Consider the following 20,761-nt stretch of genomic DNA (forward strand, 5'->3'; position numbering starts at 1 on the left):
CGTGTCAACCTAAACACAGAAAGGAACTTCTCAATGAATAAACAGGAACTGATCGACGCCGTCGCAGCACAGACGGGCGCTAGCAAGGCACAAACCGGCGAGACGCTGGACACGCTCCTCGAAGTGGTCAAGAAGGCTGTGTCGAAAGGTGATGCGGTTCAGCTGATCGGCTTCGGCAGCTTCGGTTCGGGCAAGCGCGCAGCCCGTACGGGCCGTAACCCGAAGACCGGCGAAACTATCAAGATTCCCGCTGCCAAGACCGTCAAGTTCACGGCTGGCAAGGCGTTCAAGGACGCCGTCAACAAGCGCTAAGGCATTGCCGCTTTAAGTTGACACCCGCCCCTGGCGGGTTTTTTTTCGCCTGCGAGGTGCATGCATCGCTGGCGAAAAAGCAAACGGCGCCGCATTTTTGCGGCGCCGTTGTTCGTTGAGCGCGTCGTTCCGGTCACGCGGGACGGTGGACGATCTCGTCGTGATCGCCGTGATCATGATCGTGGTCGTCGTCGTCGAGCTCCCACGACGGGAACGGGTCGGCGTAGCCCAGCCAGGCTTCGGGGCCTGCCGCGTATTCCGCATCGTTGAGGAGGCATGCATCGAGCTTCGCGCGCCACGCGTCGCGCTCGAGATCGATGCCGATCATCACCAACTCCTGGCGGCGGTCGCCGACGCTCGGGTCGTCGAGATCGCCTTGCCAGTCGGCGGCGATTTCCTTTTCGAGTTCGGCGTCCTGCGGCCATTCCTCGCGCGGCAGCGCCGCCCACCACGTGCCCGCGGGACCGTGACGACACACGCCGCCCGCCTGCGAGAGCGTGCCCGTCACGTCGTTGCGCGTGGCGAGCCAGAAGAAACCCTTCGAGCGCAGCACACCCTTCCATTCCTGGTTGAGCAGCGCCCAGAAGCGCTCGGGATGAAACGGGCGGCGTGCGCGATACACGAAGTTGCTGATGCCGTATTCGTCGGCTTCGCTGCGCGGCGCATGCGCCGGATCGTGGCAATGCGCCGGGTCTTCGCAATGGTCATGCTCGTGCAGCGAGGCGAGCCAGCCCGGCGCGCTCGATGCCGCATCGAAATCGAAGCGGCCGGTGTTGATCACCTCCTCGAGCGGCACGTTGCCGAAGCGGCTCACCACCTGCACCGCGCGCGGATTGATGCGCGCGAGAATGTGCTGCAAGCGTGCGAGTTCGTCGTCGCTTACGAGGTCGGCCTTGTTGAGCACGAGCACGTCGCAGAACTCCACCTGATCGACGAGCAGTTCGACGATCGCGCGGTCGTCTTCCTCGCTCGCTGCCACGCCGCGCTGCGCAAGCTGGTCGGCGCTCGCGTAGTCGCGCAGGAAGTTGAATGCGTCGACGACGGTGACCATCGTGTCGAGACGCGCGAATTCATCGAGCGCGATGCCGTCGTCGCCGGCGAACGTGAAGGTTTCCGCGATCGGCATGGGCTCGGCCACGCCGGTCGATTCGATCACGATGGCGTCGAAGCGCTGGCCGGCGCGAGCCGGATCGGCGAGGCGCTGGATCTCGGTGAGCAGGTCGTCGCGCAGCGTGCAGCAAATGCAGCCGTTCGACAATTCGACCACGCGCTCTTCCACGCGCGAGAGTGCCGAGGCGTCACGCACGAGCGCGGCGTCGATGTTCACCGAGGCGAGGTCGTTGACGATCACCGCCACGCGCAGGCCTGCGCTGTTCGACAGGATATGGTTGAGCAGCGTGGTCTTGCCCGCGCCCAGAAAACCCGAGAGCACGGTGACGGGCAGTGGCGGCTGGTTCATCGCAGTTTGGTGCAGAAAGTGAGTCGGGAGGCGCGCCGCGCGAAAGGATCGAAATCCTCGTAAGGGTGCGGCGTCAGCCAGCATTTTGCACCATGCGCGCGCGCCACGCAGGGCACGCGTGCCGCCGCATTCAGGGCGCGAGCATGCTGTGAGCGCTCAGCACGCGCTCAAGCGCGCTATTGCATGAGATGCCACTTGCGCAGAATGTCTGCGATCTGCTGCGCGTAGAGGTCGCGCAGCGTCGGCGTTTCGGAATGGTAAGCGCCGACGGCAGCCCACGTGTTGCCGTACTTGTTCATCTTCTGGCGCAGATGCCACGCGGCGATATAGACGTTCTTGCACGGCTCCATGAGCGTGCTTTGCGAAATGCCGTACTGCGAGAGCACGGGCAGATGCACCGAATTGATCTGCATGACGCCGTAGTCGATCGAACCGTTCGCATTCCTGTGTACTGCGTCGGGACGGTTGTGCGACTCCTGCCAGGCAATGGCGCGCAGGATCAGCGGATTGACCTTCTGGTAGCGCGCGGCCTCGTCGAAACAATCCGCGTGCGCGAGCGTGCTGACGCTCGCGGTGACGAGCACCACGGCGGCGGCAAGCGTAGCGGACCAGACGTTAGGCATGGCGACTCGCGCGGAAACTGACAAAAGGGCAAGCAAAAGACAAGCAAAAGGACAAGCCCGGAGACGAACGGCACAGCCTGCAGAATGACGCAATCTCTCGCGAGCCGGTCTGATTTCTGGCGCGCAATGCGGGAATTCCCACATAAAGACAGGGGGAAACGCGCGTTGGCCATCCTTCGGGCCGCTCGTATGATACCGGTCACTGATGACGCGTCAAGCTGGCTGCTCAGACAAGGCGCAGCGCTTCTAGCCAATTGAAGTCCACGCGCTCTCGCTCGCGAGGCATGCATGCTTACAAACAGCTTGGGATTACCGGCTGGCGCGGCTCGGCGATTAGAAGAATTCCCCGGAGAGCCATTTTTTGTGACAAATTCGACACGAAAAACTGCTACTGTTTCATCTTTTGTTGACTGACGGACGTCCGGGCCGAGGAGAGCCGGCGTCGGCACTAGTCAGGAAAGCACAGGCGAATCGGCCCCACAGCCGTACGTCGAGGACGAATAGCCGCGCGCGTCTGCCGCTGGCTTCGATAAGACACCCATGAGAAGAAATCGTATGGCTTTGCGTCGCGTCGCCACGGCGCTGCTCGTGAGCGGACTGATTACGGCACAGCTTGCCTATGCGCAGGTCACGCTCAATTTTGTCAACGCCGACATCGATCAGGTGGCGAAGGCAATTGGCGCCGCCACCGGCAAAACGATCATCGTCGATCCACGCGTGAAGGGGCAGCTCAATCTCGTCTCCGAAAACCCCGTACCTGAAGACCAGGCGCTCAAGACCCTGCAGTCGGCGCTGCGCATGCAAGGCTTCGCGCTCGTGCAGGATCACGGCGTCCTGAAGGTCGTGCCGGAAGCCGACGCCAAGCTGCAGGGCGTGCCGACCTACGTGGGCAACGCGCCGAGCGCGCGTGGCGACCAGGTGGTAACCCAGGTGTTCACGCTCAGGCACGAGTCGGCGAACAACCTGCTGCCGGTGCTGCGCCCGCTGATCTCGCCGAACAACACCATCGCCGCCTACCCGGCCAACAACACGCTCATCGTGACCGATTATGCGGACAACGTGCGCCGCATCGCTTCGATCATCGCGGGTGTGGACTCGGCCGCCGGCCAGCAGGTGCAGGTAGTACCACTGCACAACGCCAATGCGCTCGACATCGCGCCGCAAATCGCGAAGATGCTCGACCCGGGCGCGATCGGCGCCTCGGACCCGTCGCTGAAGGTGTCGGTCATCGCCGACCCGCGCACCAATTCGCTGATGCTGCGCGCCTCGAACGCGCAACGCCTGGCCTCGGCGGTCCAGCTCTCGAAGCAGCTCGACGCGCCGACCAGCATGCCGGGCAACATTCACGTCGTGCCGCTGCGCAATGCCGACGCCACGCAGCTCGCCAAGACGCTGCGCGGCATGCTCGGCAAGGGCGGCAACGATACGTCGTCGTCCGGCAATGCGAACGGCTTCAACCAGGCAGGCAACAGCGGCGGCGGCGGCGGCATGTCGACCGGCACCTCCGGCACGCCGCCGCTGCCGTCGAGCTCGCTCAGCGGCGGTACGTCGTCGGGGAGTTCACTAGGCGGGGGCAGTTCGTACGGCAGCGGCGGTGGCGGCAGCAACGAAGCCCCATTCCTCGGCGGCGACAAGGACAAGGGCGACGAGAACCAGCCGGGCGGCATGATCCAGGCCGACGCGGCGACCAACTCGCTGATCATCACGGCGCCGGACGCGGTGTACCGCAACCTGCGCGCCGTGATCAACCAGCTCGATGCGCGGCGCGCGCAGGTCTATATCGAGGCGCTGATCGTCGAACTGAACTCGACCACCAACGCCAACCTGGGCATTCAGTGGCAGGTGGCGAATGGCAATTTGTACGCCGGCACCAATCTTTCCACCGGCAGCGGCAACAGCATCATCAACCTGACGGCCGCTGCGGCCGCCGACGCCAGCACCGGCGGCCTTGCAAGCGCGCTCGGGGCTTCCGGCCTCCAGCAGGGCCTGAACGTGGGCTGGATCAAGAACATCTTCGGTGTGCGGGGTCTCGGTGCCTTGCTGCAGGCGCTCTCGCAAACGGCCGACGCCAACGTGCTGTCCACGCCTAACCTCATTACGCTCGACAACCAGGAAGCGAAGATCGTCGTCGGTACGAACGTGCCGATCCAGACGGGGTCGTATTCGAACCTCACGAGCGGCACGGCGAGCACGGCGTTCAACACCTACGATCGTGTGGACGTGGGCCTGACGCTGCACATCAAGCCGCAGATCACCGACGGCGGCATCCTGAAGCTGCAGCTGTACACGGAAGACTCGGCGATCGTGACGGGCACGACCAACGCGACGACCAATCCCGCCGGCCCCGAATTCACCAAGCGTTCGATCCAGTCGACGGTGCTGGCCGACAACGGCGAGATCATAGTGCTCGGCGGCCTGATGCAGGACAACTACCAGGTCGCCAACAGCAAGGTGCCGCTGCTCGGCGACATTCCGTGGATCGGCCAGCTGTTCCGCTCGGAAAACAAGACCCGCGAGAAGACCAACCTGATGGTGTTCCTGCGTCCGGTGATCATCAGCGACCGCGACACGGCGCAGGCGGTCACGTCGAATCGCTACGACTATATCCAGGGCGTAACGGGCGCATACAAGTCCGACAACAACCTGATCAAGGATCGCGACGACCCGGTCGTGCCGCCGATGCCGGTCGGCCCGAGCCAGGGCGGCTCCGCGCTGAACCTGTTCGACCTCGACCAGATGCGGCGTCAACAGGCGCTGGGCGTGCAGCCCGCGGCGCCCGCAAATCCGGCAAGCCCCGTGCAAATGCAGCCCGCCGCACCCGTGCAAACGGCGCCGGTCGAAACCACGCCGGTGCAACAGGCGGCGCCTGCCACCACGCGGGTGCAGCCGTGAGCACGCCGCACGCGCCTGCGGCCACTGGCGGAGCGGACCGCGAGCCGCCCTCGCCGCTTGCCGCGCGCCTCGTGCCGTACGGCTTTGCGCGCAGCGGCCAGATTCTGGTCGCCCAGCAGCGCGCCGAAGGCCTCGAAGTGTGGATCAGCGAGCGCACTTCGCAGGCCGCCATCGCCGAGGTCGCGCGCAACTTCGGCGCGTTCGCGCTCGTGCGCGTACCGGCCGACGAACTCGCGCAGGCCATCAACCAGGCGTATGCGCGCCAGGACGGCAGCGCCGCGCAGGTGGTGGGCGAAGTGGAAGGCGAAGTCGATCTCTCGCGCCTCATGCAGGACATTCCCGAAGTGGAAGACCTGCTCGAGTCCGAAGACGACGCGCCGATCATCCGTATGATCAACGCGCTCCTCACGCAGGCCGCGCGCGAGCAGGCATCGGACATTCATATCGAGCCGTTCGAGAATGCATCCGTGGTGCGCTTTCGCGTGGACGGCACGCTGCGCGATGTCGTGCGCCCGAAGAAGGCGCTGCATGGCGCGCTGATCTCGCGTATCAAGATCATGGCGCAGCTCGACATCGCCGAGAAACGCCTGCCGCAGGACGGCCGCATCACGCTGCGCGTGGGCGGGCGTCCGGTGGACGTGCGCGTGTCCACGCTGCCCACGGGCCACGGCGAGCGCGCGGTGCTGCGTCTGCTGGAAAAAGACGCGCAGCGCCTGAACCTCGAAGCGCTCGGCATGGCCGGCGACACGCTCGGCAAGTTCGACCAGCTGATCGCGAAGCCGCACGGCATCGTGCTCGTGACCGGCCCGACGGGCTCGGGCAAGACGACCACGCTCTACGCCTCGATGTCGCGGCTCGAAACGGCTACGACCAACATCATGACCGTGGAAGACCCGATCGAGTACGACCTTTCGGGCATCGGGCAAACCCAGGTGAACGAGCGTATCGGCATGACGTTTGCGCGCGCGTTGCGCTCGATCCTGCGTCAGGACCCCGACATCATCATGATCGGTGAAATTCGCGACCTCGAAACCGCGCAAATCGCCGTGCAGGCGTCGCTCACGGGCCACCTCGTGCTCGCCACGCTCCATACCAACGACGCCGCCTCGGCGGTGACGCGTCTGACCGACATGGGCGTCGAGCCGTATCTGCTCGCGTCGTCCCTGCTCGGCGTGCTCGCGCAGCGCCTCGTGCGCCAGCTCTGCCCCGTATGCAAGGAAGAACGCGTGGAAGACGACGGCAGAAAGCGCTGGCATCCGGTGGGATGCGATCGCTGCGGTCATTCGGGCTACGCGGGACGGCGCGGCGTGTACGAACTGCTGCTCATCGACGAGCCGATTCGCGCCCTCATCCACCGCAATGCCGCCGATGCGGAGATCTTCGCGGCCGGCCGCGCGCAAGGCATGCGCACGCTGCGTGAAGACGGCGAGCGTTGGGTCGAAGCGGGCAGGACCTCGCTCGAGGAAGTGCTGCGCGTGACGGGCGGCGCGTAATGCGCCGCACGACGGGCCGCACGATGAACCACCAGATGGACGCTCAATAAAAGCGAGGGCGATCAGCAACATGCCGGCATTTCGCTTCGAAGCCATCGACGCCACGGGCAAAGCGCAAAAAGGCGTGCTCGACGCGGACAGTGCACGCGGCGCGCGTGCGCTGCTGCGCGGCCAGGGCCTCACGCCGCTCGTAGTCGAACCCGCCGCGAGCCGCACGCGCGGCGCGCGCCAGCAACGGCTCGCGCTCGGGCGCAAGCTCTCGCAGCGCGAGCAGGCGATCCTCACGCGCCAGCTCGCGAGCCTGCTGGTGGCGGGCCTGCCGCTCGGCGAGGCGCTTGCGGTGCTCACCGAGCAGTCCGAGCGCGACTACATCCGCGAACTGATGGCGGCCATTCGCGCCGAGGTGCTCGGCGGCCATTCGCTCGCCAGTGCCCTCGAGCAGCACCCGCGCGACTTCCCGGATATCTACCGTGCGCTCGTGGCCGCGGGCGAGCATACCGGCAAGCTCGGCATCGTGCTGTCGCGCCTGGCCGACTACATCGAGCAGCGCAACGCGCTCAAGCAGAAGATCGTGCTCGCCTTCACGTACCCGACGATCGTCACGATCATCGCGTTCGGCATCGTCACGTTCCTCCTCAGCTACGTGGTGCCGCAGGTGGTGAACGTGTTCGCGAGCACGAAGCAGCAACTGCCCTTGCTCACCATCGTGATGATGGCGCTCTCGGGCTTCGTGCGGCAGTGGTGGTGGGCGGTGCTGATCGCCGTGGCCGTGGTCGCGTGGATCGTGCGCTCTACCTTGCGCCGGCCCGGCCCGCGTCTCGCATTCGACCGCTGGATGCTCACCGCGCCGCTCGCGGGCAAGCTCGTGCGCGGCTACAACACGGTGCGCTTTGCGAGCACGCTCGGCATTCTGAGCGCGGCGGGCGTGCCGATCCTGCGCGCGCTGCAGGCGGCCGGCGAAACGCTCTCGAACAAGGCGATGCGCACGAACATCGACGAAGCCATCGTGCGGGTGCGCGAAGGCACGTCGCTGTCTCGGGCGCTTGGCAACACGAAGACGTTTCCGCCCGTGCTCGTGCACCTGATCCGCTCGGGCGAGGCGACCGGCGATGTAACGACCATGCTCGACCGCGCGGCCGAAGGCGAGGCGCGCGAACTCGAGCGGCGCACGATGTTCCTCACGAGCCTGCTGGAGCCGCTCCTGATCCTCGCGATGGGGGGCGTGGTGCTCGTGATCGTGCTCGCGGTGATGCTGCCGATCATCGAGCTGAACAACCTCGTGCAGTAAGGCGTACGAACCGCACGAAGTCGCGTGAAGGCAGGCGCGCCGAACTCAGCGCACGTAGATGGTGGGACCGGCTGCGTTGGGCGGCAGGAAGATTTCGGAGTGCACGCCGTGGCGGTCGATGAGGATCGAGCGGGGGCGCACTTCGAAGAGTTTGGAGTTCTGGTCGAGCGGGCCGCCGAGCGAAATGGCCCGCGGGGGTTCGCCGCCCACGCTGACGATGGCCGCTGCGCCCTGCGCGAGCGAGAGGATGCCGAACAGGTGAATGTCCTGCACCGGGTTGCGCTCGAGTCTGCCGCCGAACAGCGTGCCGGCCTGATCGAGCGAAACCGGCACCCGGGCGGCGGCGGCCTGCACCGGCGCCGCGCGGTTCGTGGCGAGGGTGATCGTCCACCACGTGGCCGTGGCGCAGAACACCGCAAACGCGGCGAGGGAAAGAAGGCGGATTTGCAGTGGGCTCATGCGCTCATTGTACGAAGGTTTATGAAATTTTTGATGTACGCGTTTGCCATGCCCGCAAGGCGTCGGAAAGGCGTCATCGTGTGACATTACAATGACCCGTCATGCGTGCGAGGACACGGCCCGATACAAGCGGCGGGTCCGATCGCAGGCGGGACGAAGCGCGGCGCACAGGCGTGCACCGCAACCATATCTAGCGAGGGAGGAAAGAACTCATGTCCATGTGGGCCAAACGCCGTGCCGAAATCGAAGTCACGCGCGCGCGCCGCCAACGCGGCTTCACGCTCATCGAAATCATGGTCGTGATCGCGATTCTCGGCATTCTGGCCGCGTTGATCGTGCCGAAGATCATGAGCCGCCCCGATGAAGCGCGCCGCGTCGCCGCGCGCCAGGACATCGGCACGATCATGCAGGCGATGAAGCTCTATCGCCTCGACAACGGCCGCTATCCGACCCAGGACCAGGGGCTGCAGGCGCTGGTGCAAAAGCCGACCACCGAGCCCGTGCCGAACAACTGGAAGGACGGCGGCTATCTGGAGCGTCTGCCCAACGACCCGTGGGGCAACGCGTACCAATACCTGAACCCGGGCGTGCACGGCGAGATCGACGTATTCAGCTACGGCGCCGATGGCAAACCCGGCGGCGAGGGCAACGACGCCGACGTCGGGTCCTGGCAGTAAGTCGTCCGCCACGCCGCATCCATGCAACCGAGCCGCCTCGTCCCTTGCCGGGACCGCCGATCGACACGCACCGCGCGCAATTCGCGCGCGGGCATGCGTTCGCGCGCGGCGGGCTTCACGCTGCTCGAAATGCTCGTGGTGCTGCTGATCGCGGGGATTCTCATCTCGCTCGCTTCGCTCACGCTCACGCGCAATCCGCGCACCGACCTGAACGAAGAAGCGCAGCGACTCGCGCTCCTGTTCGAATCGGCCGGCGACGAGGCACAGGTGCGTGCCCGGCCCATTGCATGGCAGCCGCTCGCGGGCGGGTTTCGCTTCGATGTCCATACCGAGGACGGCTGGCGTCCGCTGCGCGACGATCTGCTCGGCCCGCGCAACTGGGAAGGCGGCGTGACCGGCGTGGCGATCACCTACCCCGGCAGCGACGACACGCAGGCCAACCGGCTCATTTTCGGCACGGAAGCCGTGGACGTGCCGGTGCAGGTCACGCTCTTCTCGGCAGCCGGCCAGGCGACGATCGTCGGCACCGGCACTGGCCGCTTCGAGGTGCGCTGAGATGCGGCTCTCGATGCGTGGGGGAAAGCGCGGCCACGGTGCCCGCGTGAATCGTCCGGCTCGCCCGCTGCGCGAGCGCGGTTTCACGATGATCGAGGTATTGGTTGCGCTCGCAATCATCGCGATTGCGCTGGCCGCGTCGTTGCGCGCTGTCGGCAGTCTCGCCGCGAGCGAGGCTGATCTGCACGACCGCCTGCTCGCGGGCTGGAGTGCGGACAACACGCTTGCGCAGCTGCGTCTCGCGCACGCGTGGCCGGACCTTGGCGAGAGCAGCTTCGACTGCTCGCAGGGCAATCTGCGGCTGACCTGCACGCAGCAGGTCGCGACGACGCCCAACCCCATCTTCCGGCGCGTGGAGGTGTCGGTGACGACGCCCGGCCGTTCCGGCAATCTCGCGCAACTCGTCACGGTGCTCGCCAATGAGACGAACCGCTCGTTGTGACCGCGCGCGCGTCGCCGCGCCAGCGCGCGGCTTCACGCTGATCGAGCTGCTCGTGGCGATCGCCATCATGGCCGTGGTCGCGATCCTCTCGTGGCGCGGCCTCGACGAAATCGTGCGCGGGCGCGAAACCATCACGCGCTCGATGGCTGAGGAACGCGTGTTCGCGCAGATGTTCGACCAGATGCGCATCGACTTGCGCGCAGCGACCTCCGATGACGAAGCGGGCGGCGTCGCGATCTCGCTCGACGGCGGCGCGCTGCAGGTCGTGCGCGCGTTCGCGGTGCCGCCGGGCGCCGCGCCGCGAATGCAAGTGGTGCGTTACCGCGTGTCGGGCGGCCAGGTGGTGCGCTATGCGTCGCCCCCGCTTGCCAATCTCGGCGAGCTGCGGCGCGCGCTGCGCGGCGGCGAAGGCGACAACTGGGGCGCCTTGCCGATGATGAGCGGCGTGGACGTCATCAACGCGCGCCTGTACGTGCCGAAGACAGGCTGGACGGCGAACATGCAGGACGTGCGCTCGCAGGTGAGCGGCTACAACAACGATCTCAAGGTGCCGCAGCTCGGCAACGCCCCGTTGCCGCGCGCGGTGACGGGCGTGCAGGTGAGCGTGGGTTCGCATTCGCTCGAGCGGCCGGTGACCCGCGTATTCATGGTGGGGGAATGACGTTGCGTACACAACGAACCTCCACTCGGCGAACCGGACGATTCGGCCGCTCTACGCGCGCACGGCGCGGCGCGGCCATCATCAGCGCGCTGCTCGTCGTGGCGCTGTCGGCGATCCTCGTCGCGGGCATGTTGTGGCGCCAGCAGGTGCAATTGCGCCGCATCGAGAATCAGCGTCTGCTCGCGCAGGCGCAGTGGATCGCGCGCGCCTCGCTCGACTGGACGCGCCTCGTGCTGCGCTCCGAAGCGGATACGTCGGCGGGCATCACGTATCTGGGCGGCGCGTGGGGCGTGCCGCTCGCGAGGACGCGCCTGTCCGACTTTCTCGGCCAGATCGGCGAGGCGCGCGCGCAACAGGGCACGGACACCTGGCTCTCGGGCTCGATCGAAGACGCTCAGTCGCGCTTCAATCTGCGCGATCTCGTGGCGTCCAACGCGCCGGGCTCGCTGCAGCTGAACCTGACCGAAATCGAAGCGTTCGCGCGCCTGCTGCAGATTCTCGGCATCGACCAGCAACTCGCCAAGAACACCGCGGTGTACCTGCGCTCGGGCCTCTCCTACTCCGCAACGCGCTTCCAGACGCAAACCGCCACGACGAGCGGCACCTCGCAAACCGAGGTGCTCGCCGGCGGCGGCTCGACTGGCGGCGGCAACTATACCGACAACCCCGGCCTCTCGGACAGCGACAGCAACAGCGGCGTCGCGCCGCTCCTGATGACGAGTGTCGATTCGTTGCTCGACGTGCCCGGCTTCACGCCCGACGCCGTTGCGCGGCTGCGCCCGTTCGTGACGATCCTGCCCACCGTGACGCCCGTGAACATGAACACGGCGAGCGCCGAGGTGATCGCCTCCGTCGTAACGGGCATGAGCCTGTCGAACGCACAGGCCCTCGTCGCGCGTCGCCAGAGCGTGTTTTTCCGCAACGTGAGCGACGTGCAACTCGCGCTCGAAGGCGTAGGCGTGAAGCAGGCCTCGATCGACACGACGCAGATCGACGTCAACACGAGTTATTTTCTCGTCCATGGGCGCGTGCAGCACGAGCGCGCCGAGGTGGACCGCACGACGCTAGTCTGGCGCGACCCGCTCACTCATACGACGCGCATCGTGCGCGTTCGCGACGAACCATGAATCCGTCCCCGACCAACATCGAAAAGAGGTGCGTTTGAGCACGCTGATCGTCCTCATGCCGCCCCGCGACCCGGCGGTCCACTCGCAGGAATGGCAGCTGCCGGAACTGCCGTTCGTGCTGCTCGACAAGACGGGCAACACGCAACGCGCGGGCCGTTCGGCGCTCGGGCTGCTGCCGAAGGCCTCGGCCACCATCCTGATGATCGCCGCGCGCGACCTGCTCACGCTCGCCGCCACCGTGCCGCCGCTCAAGGGGCCGCGGTTGCGTCAGGCGCTGCCGAACGTGGTCGAGGATCATCTGATCCAGGATGCGCAGACCTGCCATCTGGCGCTCGATCCCAAGCGCCTGGCCGACGGCCGCCAGGTGGTGGCGGCCATCGATCGCGGCTGGTTCCGCTTTCTGCTGGAAGGCTTCACCGCCGCGGGGCACCGCAATCTGCGCGCCGTGCCGGTGGCGCGCTGCCTGCCGGCCGCGCAGGCGGTGGAAGCGGTTCAGGAGGTTCAGGTGACTGAACCGGCCGAGCCCGCCGAGCCGGGGGCAGCGCCCGGCGCCGCGCCTCCCGCGCCTCCCGCGCCCGAACCCGTGACCGCATGCGTGCTAGGCCATGTCGTCGCGACTGCACCCATGCTGCTGCCCGGCGTCGCGCCCGAGCCGGCGGCAGCCACGGCGCAAGCGGCGCTCGAACTCGCGATCGTGCGCGGCGCGCTCGCCGAGGGCTTCGCGGTGCCTGCCGCGAGCGTGGCCGCTACCGTCACGGCGCTCGCCGGCGGCGCGCCGGTTTCGGGTTACGTCCTCACCAATTTGCCGGGCGAGCCCGTGAGCGCCGCCGCACGTGCGTCGCTGGCAGCCGCATTGCCGGGCGCGCAGCCGCTCACGTTCGAGGCGCTCGCGCGCCGCGCGCTCGCCTGCCGCTTCGACCTCTGCCAGTTCGAGTTCGCCTCGCAGCCGTGGCGGCTCGACCGCGCGACGCTGCGCCGTCTGCGCGTGCCGATCGTGCTCGTGGCGGCGTCGCTCGTCGTGGCGGTCGTCGGCGCGAATATCCAGTGGCTCATGATGGCGCGCCAGCGCGACGCGATCAGCGCGCAGATGACCGAGCTGCTCCTCAACGCGTTCCCGAAGACGACCGTCGTGCTCGATCCCGCCGGGCAGATGGCGCGCCAGTTGCAGCAGTTGCGCCTGGCCGCGGGCGAGCCCTCGCCCGACGACTTCCTCGCGCTCTCCGACGGGCTCGCGCGCTCGCTCGGTCCGGTGCCCGCGAACGGCATCGCGGCCCTCGACTATCACGACCGGCGTCTGGACGTGACCTTCAAGCCAGGCGTCAACGTCGACGCCGATCTCGCGAAACGCCTCGCGGGCAACGGCCTGGCGGGCACGGTGGATGCCAGCACGGGCAAATGGACCATCAGGAGCGCATCGTGAAGACAACGACTATGAGCGGCGCGTGGGCCGAGGCCTGGACGAACTTCTGGGAGGCGCGCACGACGCGCGAAAAGACGCTGCTTACGTGGGGTGGCGCGCTGCTTGCGCTGGCGATCGGCTGGTCGGTGCTGTGGCAGCCCGCCGCCGACGGCCGCGCGCGCCTGCGTCAGAGCCTGCCCGGCATGCAGCGTGAACTCGCGCAGATGACGGCCGAGGCCGACGAGGCGCGCTCGCTGGCTGGCGCGGCGGCCAGCGTGGCGCCGGGCGGCCAGGCGCTCAAGGACGCGGTCACCGCCTCGCTCGCCGATCACTCGCTCACGGGCGCGCAGATTCAGCTGATCGGCACGACAGTGCAGGTGCAGATGAAGAACGTGTCGTTTCCGGCGTGGACCGCGTGGCTCGACGACGTGCGCAAGCAGTTCAAGGTGCAGGTGGTCGAGGCGCACATCACCGCGCTGAAGGCCGACGGCCAGGTCGACTTGACGGCCTCGCTGCAACCGGCGAATACGCACTAAGAAGAAAAAGCGCGCATCGAAAAGCGCGCAATGAGAATCGCCGGAGAAATGCGCAATGAGTTACTGGATGCGGCGCCTGCGCGCCGCGTTGCCCTGGCTGATCGTGGGCCTGCTGTCGAGCGCTGTCGTGCTGCTCGCCCGCTTGCCCGCGGCCTGGATCGCACCGCAGTTCGCGCGCGCGACTCAGGGGCACGTGAACCTGATCGACCCGGAAGGCTCGCTCTGGCACGGCTCCGCCACGCTGATGCTCGCTGCGGGCCAGGACGCACGCGGCGCAACGCTGCTGCCGGGGCGCATCGTCTGGCGTACGGCGTTCTGGCCGCTGTTCGTCGCACGCGTACGCATGGACATGCTGCAGACCGAGGCGATGCCCGACCCGGTCACGGTGGATGCGTCGTTGCGCGGCGCGAACGTGAGCGCGGGCACGATCGCCGTGCCCGCGTCGCTGCTCGCCGGTCTCGGCGCGCCCTTCAACACGCTCGATCTGGACGGCAAGGTGCGGCTCGCGTGGACACCGTGGCGCGTGTTCGGCACGGATGCATTCGGACGACTGACCGTCTCGCTCGCCGACATGAGCTCGCGCGTTTCGCTCGTGAAGCCGCTCGGCACGTATCAGGTGGTGCTGCAGGCGCAAGGGGCGACGTCGACGCTCGAGCTCTCGACGCAAAAAGGACCGCTGATGCTCGAGGGGCGCGGCTCGTTCTCGCGGGCTTCGGCATCGTTTCAGGGCACCGCGAGCGCGGCGCCGGATCAGCGCGACAACCTGGCGGGCCTGCTGAATCTGCTGGGCCGGCCGGTCGGGCCGGGCACCGTCGCGCTGACGTTCATGCGCTGAGGTTCGTGGTCTGAGCGTGCGCCCGCCTGCGCGGGTGCATACGCCTTACTGCGGCTGGGCGGCCGCCGTAGCCGTCGTCGCTGCCGCTGGGGCCGAAGCGGCCGAAACCACTGCCGGAGCGGCGACGCTGCCGGTCTCGCGATCCATCTGCGAGGCATCCCAGCCGCCGCCCAGCGCCTTCACGAGCCCCACCGACGACACCATGCGCTGCCCGCCGATGCTCACGAGCTTCTGCTGCGCGGTAAAGGCCGTGGCCTGCGCGGAAAGCACGTTCTGGAAATCGGTCGTGCCCGCCTTGTACTCGTTCGTCACGATCGCGAGCGCATGCTGCGCCGACTCCACCGCCTGCTGCTGCACGCCGACCTCTTGCCCGAGGATGCGCTGCGAAGCGAGGTTGTCCTCCACGTCCTGGAACGCGGCCAGCACGGTTTGCCGGTACGCGGCCACCTGCTGGTCGTAGGCGGCGCGCGCGGCCTCGGTCTGGGCCTTGCGCAGCCCGGCGTCGAAGATCGTGCCGGCAAGCGACGGCCCGAGCGTCCAGAAGCGCGAAGGCAGCTGCAGCAGCTGCGACATCACCGAGCTTTCGAAGCCGCCGCTCGCGGACAGCGTGAGCGTAGGGAAGTACGCCGCGATGGCGACGCCGATCTGCTCGTTGGCGGAGGCCGCCTTGCGCTCGGCCGAGGCGATGTCGGGCCGGCGCTCGAGCAGCGCCGAAGGCATGGCGAGCGGTACCGTGGGCGGCGTGGCGGCGAGCGGCGACGGCGGGATCGAGAACGTGGAGGCCGGCTGGCCGACCAGCACGGCGATCGCATGCTCGTCCTGGGCGCGCGCCACACCGTTGTCGATCGCAGAAGCCTGCGCAGATTGCAGCTGGGTTTGCGCCTGGATCACGTCGGCGCGGCCCGCCACGCCCTGGGCGTACTGATTCTGCGTGAGCTGCAGCGACTTCTGGTACGCGACGACCGTATCGTCGAGCAGCTTCTGCTGCGCGTCGAGCGAGCGTAACGTGAAGTAGGTTTGCGCGAGCGTGGCCTGGGCCGACAGGCGCGCGTTCGCGAGATCGGCGGCGGCGCCCTGCTGGCTCGCCTCCTGCGAGCTGACCGTACGGCTCACCTTGCCCCAGAGATCGGGTTCCCAGGTGGCGTCGAGCCCGAGGTTGACGTTGTTGTTGATGCTGCCGCTCGACAATCCGCCGCTAGAGTTGGCCGCGCGCGTGGGCGTGTACGAGCGCGTGCCGGCGAACGAGCCGCTGATCACGGGGAAGTACGCCGCCCGCGCCTCGCCCACGAGCGCACGCGCCTGGCGGTAGGCGGCGGCAGATTGCGCGACCGTCTGGTTGCTGGTGTTGAGCTGGTCCATCAGCGCATTGAGCTGCGCGTCGTCGTAGATCAGCCACCAGGCGCCGCGGTCGGTGGTATCGGCGGGTTGCGCGACCTTCCAGCCCTCGGGCGCTTCCTTGAACGAAGCGGGCACGGCAGCGCTGGGCCGGTGATAGTCGGGGCCGACGGCGCAGCCGGTCAACTGGAAGGTGAGCGCGGCGGCCGCGCACAGCGTCAGGATGGAAAGCGGCTTGGGCGCGCGGCGCGCCACAGACCCGGCGGGTCCAGTGGTCGCGCCGGAGCGGACGAAACGGCAAGGCATGCAAGGATTCCTGTCGATGCAACCGGCGCGCGCTCGGGCGGCCGGTCGCGCACGGGGTTGTCGCGTTGCGGCAATGGTAGCGCACACGCTAGTCACTGCACGGAATCCGAAAGCTTACGCGTTGGAAGGGTTCGCGGGTGTTACGGCGTGAGACGCACAGGTTACGCGTCGTTACGGCGGCGCTGCGGTGCGCGGCAGGCGAGCTGGCCGCCACCGCACGCGGGTGCATCCGCTGCCGGTATTGCTGCGGTTGCGGCGGCGGGCGTGGCCGCCATGACAGCGCTTGCGGCGGCGGGTTCGGGCTGCGCGCGCCGGCGCTGAGCCCACACCACGGCCACCACCGCGATCGAGCCGCCCGGCAGCGCGAACATGGCCGCATACAACGCGAGCTTGCGCCAGCGCGACGACTCACCGGCCTTCGCGAAAGCGAGGCGGGCGGTGTCGGTGACGGAGCGGCCAAGGCCGCCAAGCGCGTTGATGAGAAAAAGCATGATGCGGAAACGGGTGGACGTAGAAGAACGAAACTGGTTGCCTGTCATAATATTGACTATGCAATCAAATCACAACATACTTTGCAGCGCATCAATACGACTGTTGTTTTTATGCGCCGATCGCGGCGACAGAGGTGGCCGCGACCTGCTAGCTGATTTATCTGCCTGAGCAGCGAAGTAACCCGTTATAATCCGCTCGTTTTTTGAGATGCTGGAAAGCGAACTGCCATGAGCGACGGTCCTTTCGTCCCGGCGAGTCTGGGCGTCGAGCCAAGTCTCGGCTATTTCCTCTCTACCGCGCGCAACGTGCTGGCCGGGCGTATCGACCGTGCGGTCGCGCCGCTTGGACTCACATCCTCGCAAATTGGTGTGATCCTTTTATTGTGGTTCGAGCGCGCGAGCACGCCCAACGAGATGTCACGCGCGCTCTCGTACGACACCGGCTCCATGACGCGCATGCTCGACCGGCTGGAGAAAAAGGGTTTTCTCGAGCGGCAGCGCAGCCAGGCGGACCGCCGGGTCGTGGAACTCGCATTGACGGACCAGGGGCGCGCGGCGGCGCAGCAATTGCCCGACCTGATTGCCGCGGAGATGTCCGAGCAGTTACGCGGCTTCTCGCCCGAAGAAGTCGCGACGCTGATTCATTTGCTGCAACGCTTCATCGCCAATGACGGCTCGACCACACCGCTGTGCGGATCGATGATCGGGGCAGGCAAGGGCCCAGAAGCGCCGGCGCAGGAAGACGGCGGCTAGCAACGGCGCACGGTGCGCGGTAGCGCAACACCTGGCGTAGTTTGATCCAATCACTGTCTGGGCAGAAAATGCACAGACACGCAATAACAAGCTGGCGTGCGCTGCTCCCGTGGAGCGGCAGCAACGGCCGACTCACCAAGGACACGGAACATGGCAGCTTCTACCGCGGTGCCCGCGCAGGCCGAACCCGCACCGTTTTCCGGCGGCACGCTCGCGCTCCTCACAGTCGGGCTCGCGCTCGGGACCTTCATGGAGGTGCTCGACACCTCGATCGCCAACGTAGCGGTACCGACCATCTCGGGCAACCTGGGAGTCGCCAACAGCGAAGGCACGTGGGTCATCTCGTCGTACTCGGTCGCCTCGGCGATCGCCGTGCCGCTCACCGGATGGCTCGCGCGCCGCGTGGGCGAAGTGCGCCTCTTCACGCTCTCCGTGCTGCTGTTCACGCTGGCCTCGGCCGCCTGCGGCTTCGCCACGAACTTCGAGACGCTCATCGCATTCCGTCTCGTGCAAGGGCTCGTTTCCGGGCCGATGGTCCCGCTTTCGCAGACCATCCTCATGCGCTCCTACCCGCCCGCCAAACGCGGCCTCGCGCTCGGCCTCTGGGCGATGACCGTGATCGTCGCACCCATCTTCGGACCGGTGATGGGCGGCTGGATCACCGACAATTACACGTGGCCGTGGATCTTCTATATCAACGTGCCGATCGGCCTCTTCTCGGGCATCTGCGCGTACCTGCTGCTGCGCGGCCGCGAGACGAAAACGACGAAGCAGCGCATCGACGCCGTGGGCCTCGCGCTCCTCGTGATCGGCGTGTCGTGCCTGCAGATGGTGCTCGACCTCGGCAAGGACCGTGACTGGTTCAACTCGACGTTCATCGTCACGCTCGCCATCATCGCGGTGGTCGCGCTCGCGTTCATGCTCGTGTGGGAGGCGACGGAAAAGGAGCCCGTGGTCGATCTCTCGCTCTTTCGCGACCGCAATTTCGCGCTCGGCGCGATGATCATCTCGTTCGGCTTCATGGCTTTCTTCGGTTCGGTGGTGATCTTCCCGCTCTGGCTGCAGACTGTCATGGGCTACACGGCGGGCCTCGCGGGTCTGGCCACCGCGCCGGTGGGCCTGCTCGCGCTCGTGCTCTCGCCGCTCATCGGACGCAACATGCACCGGCTCGATCTGCGCATGGTCGCGAGCTTTGCCTTTATCGTGTTCGCGCTCGTCTCGCTCTGGAACTCGACGTTCACACTCGACGTGCCGTTCGACCACGTGATCCTGCCGCGCCTCGTACAGGGCATCGGCGTGGCGTGCTTCTTCGTGCCGATGACGACCATCACGCTCTCCAGCATTCCCGACGAGCGGCTCGCGAGCGCCGCGGGCCTCTCGAATTTTCTGCGCACGCTCTCGGGCGCGATCGGCACGGCGGCGAGTACGACGTTCTGGGAAGACGCCGCCATCTATCACCATGCCGTGCTGTCGGAATCGGTGACCCAGTCTTCGCCGAACACCGTCGCCTACAAGGACGCGCTCGCGAACCTCGGTTTCGCGGGGCAAAGCCTGACCGCCCAGCTCAACGACGTCGTGACGACGCAAGGCTACATGATGGCCACCAACGACTTCTTCCGCATTTCCTGCGCGATGTTTGTCGTGCTGGCTCTGCTGGTGTGGGTGACGAAGCCGAAAAAAGGCGCGGGACCGGCAATGGGTCATTGACGGTCCCGCGAAAGGCCGCCCGCGTGAGCCGCGGGCGACCGGGTGCGCGATGCGCTGCGTTGCTAGCGCTGTGTGATGCCGCTCGTCTGGATCTCGACGCGACGGTTCTTCGCGCGGCCTTCAGCTGTGGCATTCGACGCAAGCGGCCTCGAGAAGGCATAACCGTGCACTTCGTACTGGCCGGCGTGGAGGCCACGCGACTGGAGATAGCGGCGAACGGACTCGGCGCGGCGCACCGAGAGGCGATCGTTATAGGCCTTCGAGCCGACCGAGTCGGTGTGGCCGTCGATCACGACCGTACCGATGTTCACATCGTTGCTTTCCGTGACGAACCGGTCGAGCCTGCGCTTGCCGTCGGGCAGCAGATCGGCCTTGTCGAACGCGAAGTTGGCGTCGGCGTTCAGCGTGATCGTGCGCGGCTGAACCTGGGGCGGCGTCTCGCCGATCGGCGCCGGCGCCGGTGCCGGCGACTGCGGCGGCTGGCAGATGAACGTGATTTCACGCGGGTCGTCTTCCGGTTTGAAGCCGGCAACGGCGCGATCCACCGACGAGACGCGTAGCGGCGTCTTGCTGCCGCAGGTCTCGTTCATCCTGGCCATACAGGTTTTGGAGCTTTCGAACAGGCCGAGACATTGCACGCGATACGCTTGCGAGCCGTTAGCGAGCGTGACGATGTCGAGATTGTGGGTAGGGCCTGAGGCGGTAGTGCAGCCAGCGGCGGCGGCGATGACGGCAGCCGCGGCACTGGCAGACAGAAAGCGCAGTTTCATTGTCGATTCGAGTGGTGGTTGAGGATGAACGGCCCAGACCACACGGGCCGAAACCAGCCCAAGATACGGGTTCCTCAACCCCTCCCTCAATCAGACAATGCCCAAATCGGCCATGCGCCGATCAATGCGCGCTCGAAGCCGGCTCCGCCACGGCTGCGCCGCTCACGCCGGCGGTGTCGCCACCTGCGCCTGTGGTCGTATCGCCGGGAATCGGCGCATCGACGCCGGTTCGCACGTACTGCTTGAACGCCGCGCCTGCCGACCACGGGTTGGGCTTGCAGCCGAGCGAACTGTCGCAATGCGCGGCGAAGCCGATCGTGGCCGTGCCGTCGGCGTTGGCCTGCTTCGTGATTTCATAGGCGAGCAGACGCCGGCCGCCGCCCGGGCCCGACGTCTGGATCAGCGTGTCGGTCACGGTCTGCACTTCGTACTTCGAATGACTGCGCACCCAGTCCTGGGCGCGTTGCCACCAGAGATCGCATTCCGTCTTGTCCGAACAGGTGAGCGGTGCGGTCGCGATCTGCATGACGTCGGGATTGACCTGCCCGCGCGACGCGCAGGCCGCAGCCGTCGCGCACAGCAGGATCGCAAGAATTCGTTTCATCGCGTGGATTCCTCCCAGAGTGAGCCGCATTGCGCGC

The 20,761-nt window shown here is 66.9% G+C and carries 21 protein-coding genes; 14 read left to right on the forward strand and 7 right to left on the reverse strand.

Annotated elements, in window-relative coordinates; genetic code table 11:
* Nucleotides 1-33: 33 nt before the first annotated feature.
* A complete protein-coding gene (locus BFD71_RS13630) occupies nucleotides 34-312 on the forward strand; it encodes an HU family DNA-binding protein (RefSeq protein ID WP_027815965.1) in 279 nt (92 codons plus the stop codon).
* 133 nt (nucleotides 313-445) lie between these two features.
* On the opposite strand, the gene BFD71_RS13635 is transcribed toward BFD71_RS13630, so the two are convergent.
* Together BFD71_RS13635 and BFD71_RS13640 are read right to left on the reverse strand one after the other, a co-directional pair.
* Complete coding sequence (locus tag BFD71_RS13635; protein ID WP_069264498.1) at nucleotides 446-1,771, reverse strand: GTP-binding protein; 1,326 nt, start codon at nucleotides 1,769-1,771, stop codon at nucleotides 446-448.
* Between the two features lie 176 nt (nucleotides 1,772-1,947).
* Nucleotides 1,948-2,394: a lytic transglycosylase domain-containing protein gene (locus BFD71_RS13640; protein WP_069264500.1), complete on the reverse strand. Its 447-nt coding sequence runs from the start codon at nucleotides 2,392-2,394 to the stop codon at nucleotides 1,948-1,950.
* Nucleotides 2,395-2,949: 555 nt separating this feature from the next.
* Here BFD71_RS13640 and gspD point away from each other — a divergent pair.
* The 3 genes from gspD (at nucleotide 2,950) to gspF (ending at nucleotide 8,067) form a co-directional block, all read left to right on the forward strand.
* Complete coding sequence (gspD, locus tag BFD71_RS13645; RefSeq protein ID WP_069264502.1) at nucleotides 2,950-5,286, forward strand: type II secretion system secretin GspD; 2,337 nt, start codon at nucleotides 2,950-2,952, stop codon at nucleotides 5,284-5,286.
* Nucleotides 5,283-6,779 (forward strand): type II secretion system ATPase GspE, encoded by a 1,497-nt coding sequence (gene gspE / locus BFD71_RS13650; protein ID WP_069264504.1) that lies wholly within the window; start codon nucleotides 5,283-5,285, stop codon nucleotides 6,777-6,779. Before gspD ends, gspE begins: the two co-directional genes overlap by 4 nt.
* A 70-nt stretch (nucleotides 6,780-6,849) precedes the next feature.
* A complete protein-coding gene (gspF, locus tag BFD71_RS13655; RefSeq protein WP_028203270.1) occupies nucleotides 6,850-8,067 on the forward strand; it encodes a type II secretion system inner membrane protein GspF in 1,218 nt (405 codons plus the stop codon).
* Nucleotides 8,068-8,112: 45 nt separating this feature from the next.
* Here the strand turns inward: gspF and BFD71_RS13660 are convergent, their stop codons facing one another.
* Nucleotides 8,113-8,526, reverse strand: coding sequence for a general secretion pathway protein GspC (locus BFD71_RS13660; protein WP_069264506.1), 414 nt, complete (start codon nucleotides 8,524-8,526; stop codon nucleotides 8,113-8,115).
* 212 nt (nucleotides 8,527-8,738) lie between these two features.
* On the opposite strand from BFD71_RS13660, the gene gspG reads away from it, so the two are divergent.
* The 8 genes from gspG to BFD71_RS13700 are packed head-to-tail and all read left to right on the forward strand — an operon-like array spanning nucleotide 8,739 to nucleotide 14,758.
* Entirely contained in the window at nucleotides 8,739-9,203 is a 465-nt protein-coding gene (gspG, locus tag BFD71_RS13665) for a type II secretion system major pseudopilin GspG (RefSeq protein WP_069264508.1), read from the forward strand.
* 21 nt (nucleotides 9,204-9,224) lie between these two features.
* Nucleotides 9,225-9,758 carry a GspH/FimT family pseudopilin gene (locus BFD71_RS13670; RefSeq protein WP_083245239.1) on the forward strand — a complete coding sequence of 178 codons (534 nt, stop codon included), beginning with the start codon at nucleotides 9,225-9,227 and terminating at the stop codon, nucleotides 9,756-9,758.
* Between the two features lie 13 nt (nucleotides 9,759-9,771).
* Entirely contained in the window at nucleotides 9,772-10,200 is a 429-nt protein-coding gene (gspI, locus tag BFD71_RS13675; protein ID WP_069264756.1) for a type II secretion system minor pseudopilin GspI, read from the forward strand.
* Nucleotides 10,178-10,861 (forward strand): PulJ/GspJ family protein, encoded by a 684-nt coding sequence (locus BFD71_RS13680; RefSeq protein WP_069264512.1) that lies wholly within the window; start codon nucleotides 10,178-10,180, stop codon nucleotides 10,859-10,861. The genes gspI and BFD71_RS13680 overlap by 23 nt, the downstream gene beginning before the upstream one ends.
* A complete protein-coding gene (gene gspK / locus BFD71_RS13685; RefSeq protein ID WP_083245241.1) occupies nucleotides 10,858-11,988 on the forward strand; it encodes a type II secretion system minor pseudopilin GspK in 1,131 nt (376 codons plus the stop codon). Before BFD71_RS13680 ends, gspK begins: the two co-directional genes overlap by 4 nt.
* Before the next feature lie 34 nt (nucleotides 11,989-12,022).
* A complete protein-coding gene (gene gspL / locus BFD71_RS13690; protein WP_069264514.1) occupies nucleotides 12,023-13,408 on the forward strand; it encodes a type II secretion system protein GspL in 1,386 nt (461 codons plus the stop codon).
* Nucleotides 13,409-13,419: 11 nt separating this feature from the next.
* Nucleotides 13,420-13,923 (forward strand): type II secretion system protein M, encoded by a 504-nt coding sequence (locus tag BFD71_RS13695; RefSeq protein WP_069264760.1) that lies wholly within the window; start codon nucleotides 13,420-13,422, stop codon nucleotides 13,921-13,923.
* Between the two features lie 55 nt (nucleotides 13,924-13,978).
* On the forward strand, nucleotides 13,979-14,758 hold the full coding sequence (locus BFD71_RS13700; protein WP_069264516.1) for a type II secretion system protein N: 780 nt from the start codon (nucleotides 13,979-13,981) through the stop codon (nucleotides 14,756-14,758).
* A 45-nt stretch (nucleotides 14,759-14,803) separates the two neighbouring features.
* Here BFD71_RS13700 and BFD71_RS13705 read toward each other — a convergent pair whose 3' ends face one another.
* Both BFD71_RS13705 and BFD71_RS13710 read right to left on the reverse strand, forming a co-directional pair.
* Nucleotides 14,804-16,399 carry an efflux transporter outer membrane subunit gene (locus BFD71_RS13705; RefSeq protein WP_083245242.1) on the reverse strand — a complete coding sequence of 532 codons (1,596 nt, stop codon included), beginning with the start codon at nucleotides 16,397-16,399 and terminating at the stop codon, nucleotides 14,804-14,806.
* A gap of 161 nt (nucleotides 16,400-16,560) precedes the next feature.
* Nucleotides 16,561-16,890, reverse strand: coding sequence for a hypothetical protein (locus tag BFD71_RS13710; protein ID WP_141710664.1), 330 nt, complete (start codon nucleotides 16,888-16,890; stop codon nucleotides 16,561-16,563).
* Between the two features lie 228 nt (nucleotides 16,891-17,118).
* Here BFD71_RS13710 and BFD71_RS13715 point away from each other — a divergent pair, with 228 nt between their 5' ends.
* Both BFD71_RS13715 and BFD71_RS13720 read left to right on the forward strand, forming a co-directional pair.
* Nucleotides 17,119-17,643: a MarR family winged helix-turn-helix transcriptional regulator gene (locus BFD71_RS13715; RefSeq protein ID WP_069264520.1), complete on the forward strand. Its 525-nt coding sequence runs from the start codon at nucleotides 17,119-17,121 to the stop codon at nucleotides 17,641-17,643.
* 150 nt (nucleotides 17,644-17,793) lie between these two features.
* Nucleotides 17,794-19,350 carry a DHA2 family efflux MFS transporter permease subunit gene (locus BFD71_RS13720; RefSeq protein WP_069264522.1) on the forward strand — a complete coding sequence of 519 codons (1,557 nt, stop codon included), beginning with the start codon at nucleotides 17,794-17,796 and terminating at the stop codon, nucleotides 19,348-19,350.
* 62 nt (nucleotides 19,351-19,412) lie between these two features.
* Here the strand turns inward: BFD71_RS13720 and BFD71_RS13725 are convergent, their stop codons facing one another.
* Together BFD71_RS13725 and BFD71_RS13730 are read right to left on the reverse strand one after the other, a co-directional pair.
* Nucleotides 19,413-20,120: an OmpA family protein gene (locus BFD71_RS13725; RefSeq protein ID WP_069264526.1), complete on the reverse strand. Its 708-nt coding sequence runs from the start codon at nucleotides 20,118-20,120 to the stop codon at nucleotides 19,413-19,415.
* A gap of 121 nt (nucleotides 20,121-20,241) precedes the next feature.
* Entirely contained in the window at nucleotides 20,242-20,724 is a 483-nt protein-coding gene (locus tag BFD71_RS13730) for a hypothetical protein (RefSeq protein WP_069264528.1), read from the reverse strand.
* Nucleotides 20,725-20,761 lie beyond the last annotated feature (37 nt).

It is taken from the genome of Paraburkholderia nodosa (genome assembly GCF_001718195.1).
Classification (GTDB): domain Bacteria; phylum Pseudomonadota; class Gammaproteobacteria; order Burkholderiales; family Burkholderiaceae; genus Paraburkholderia; species Paraburkholderia nodosa_A.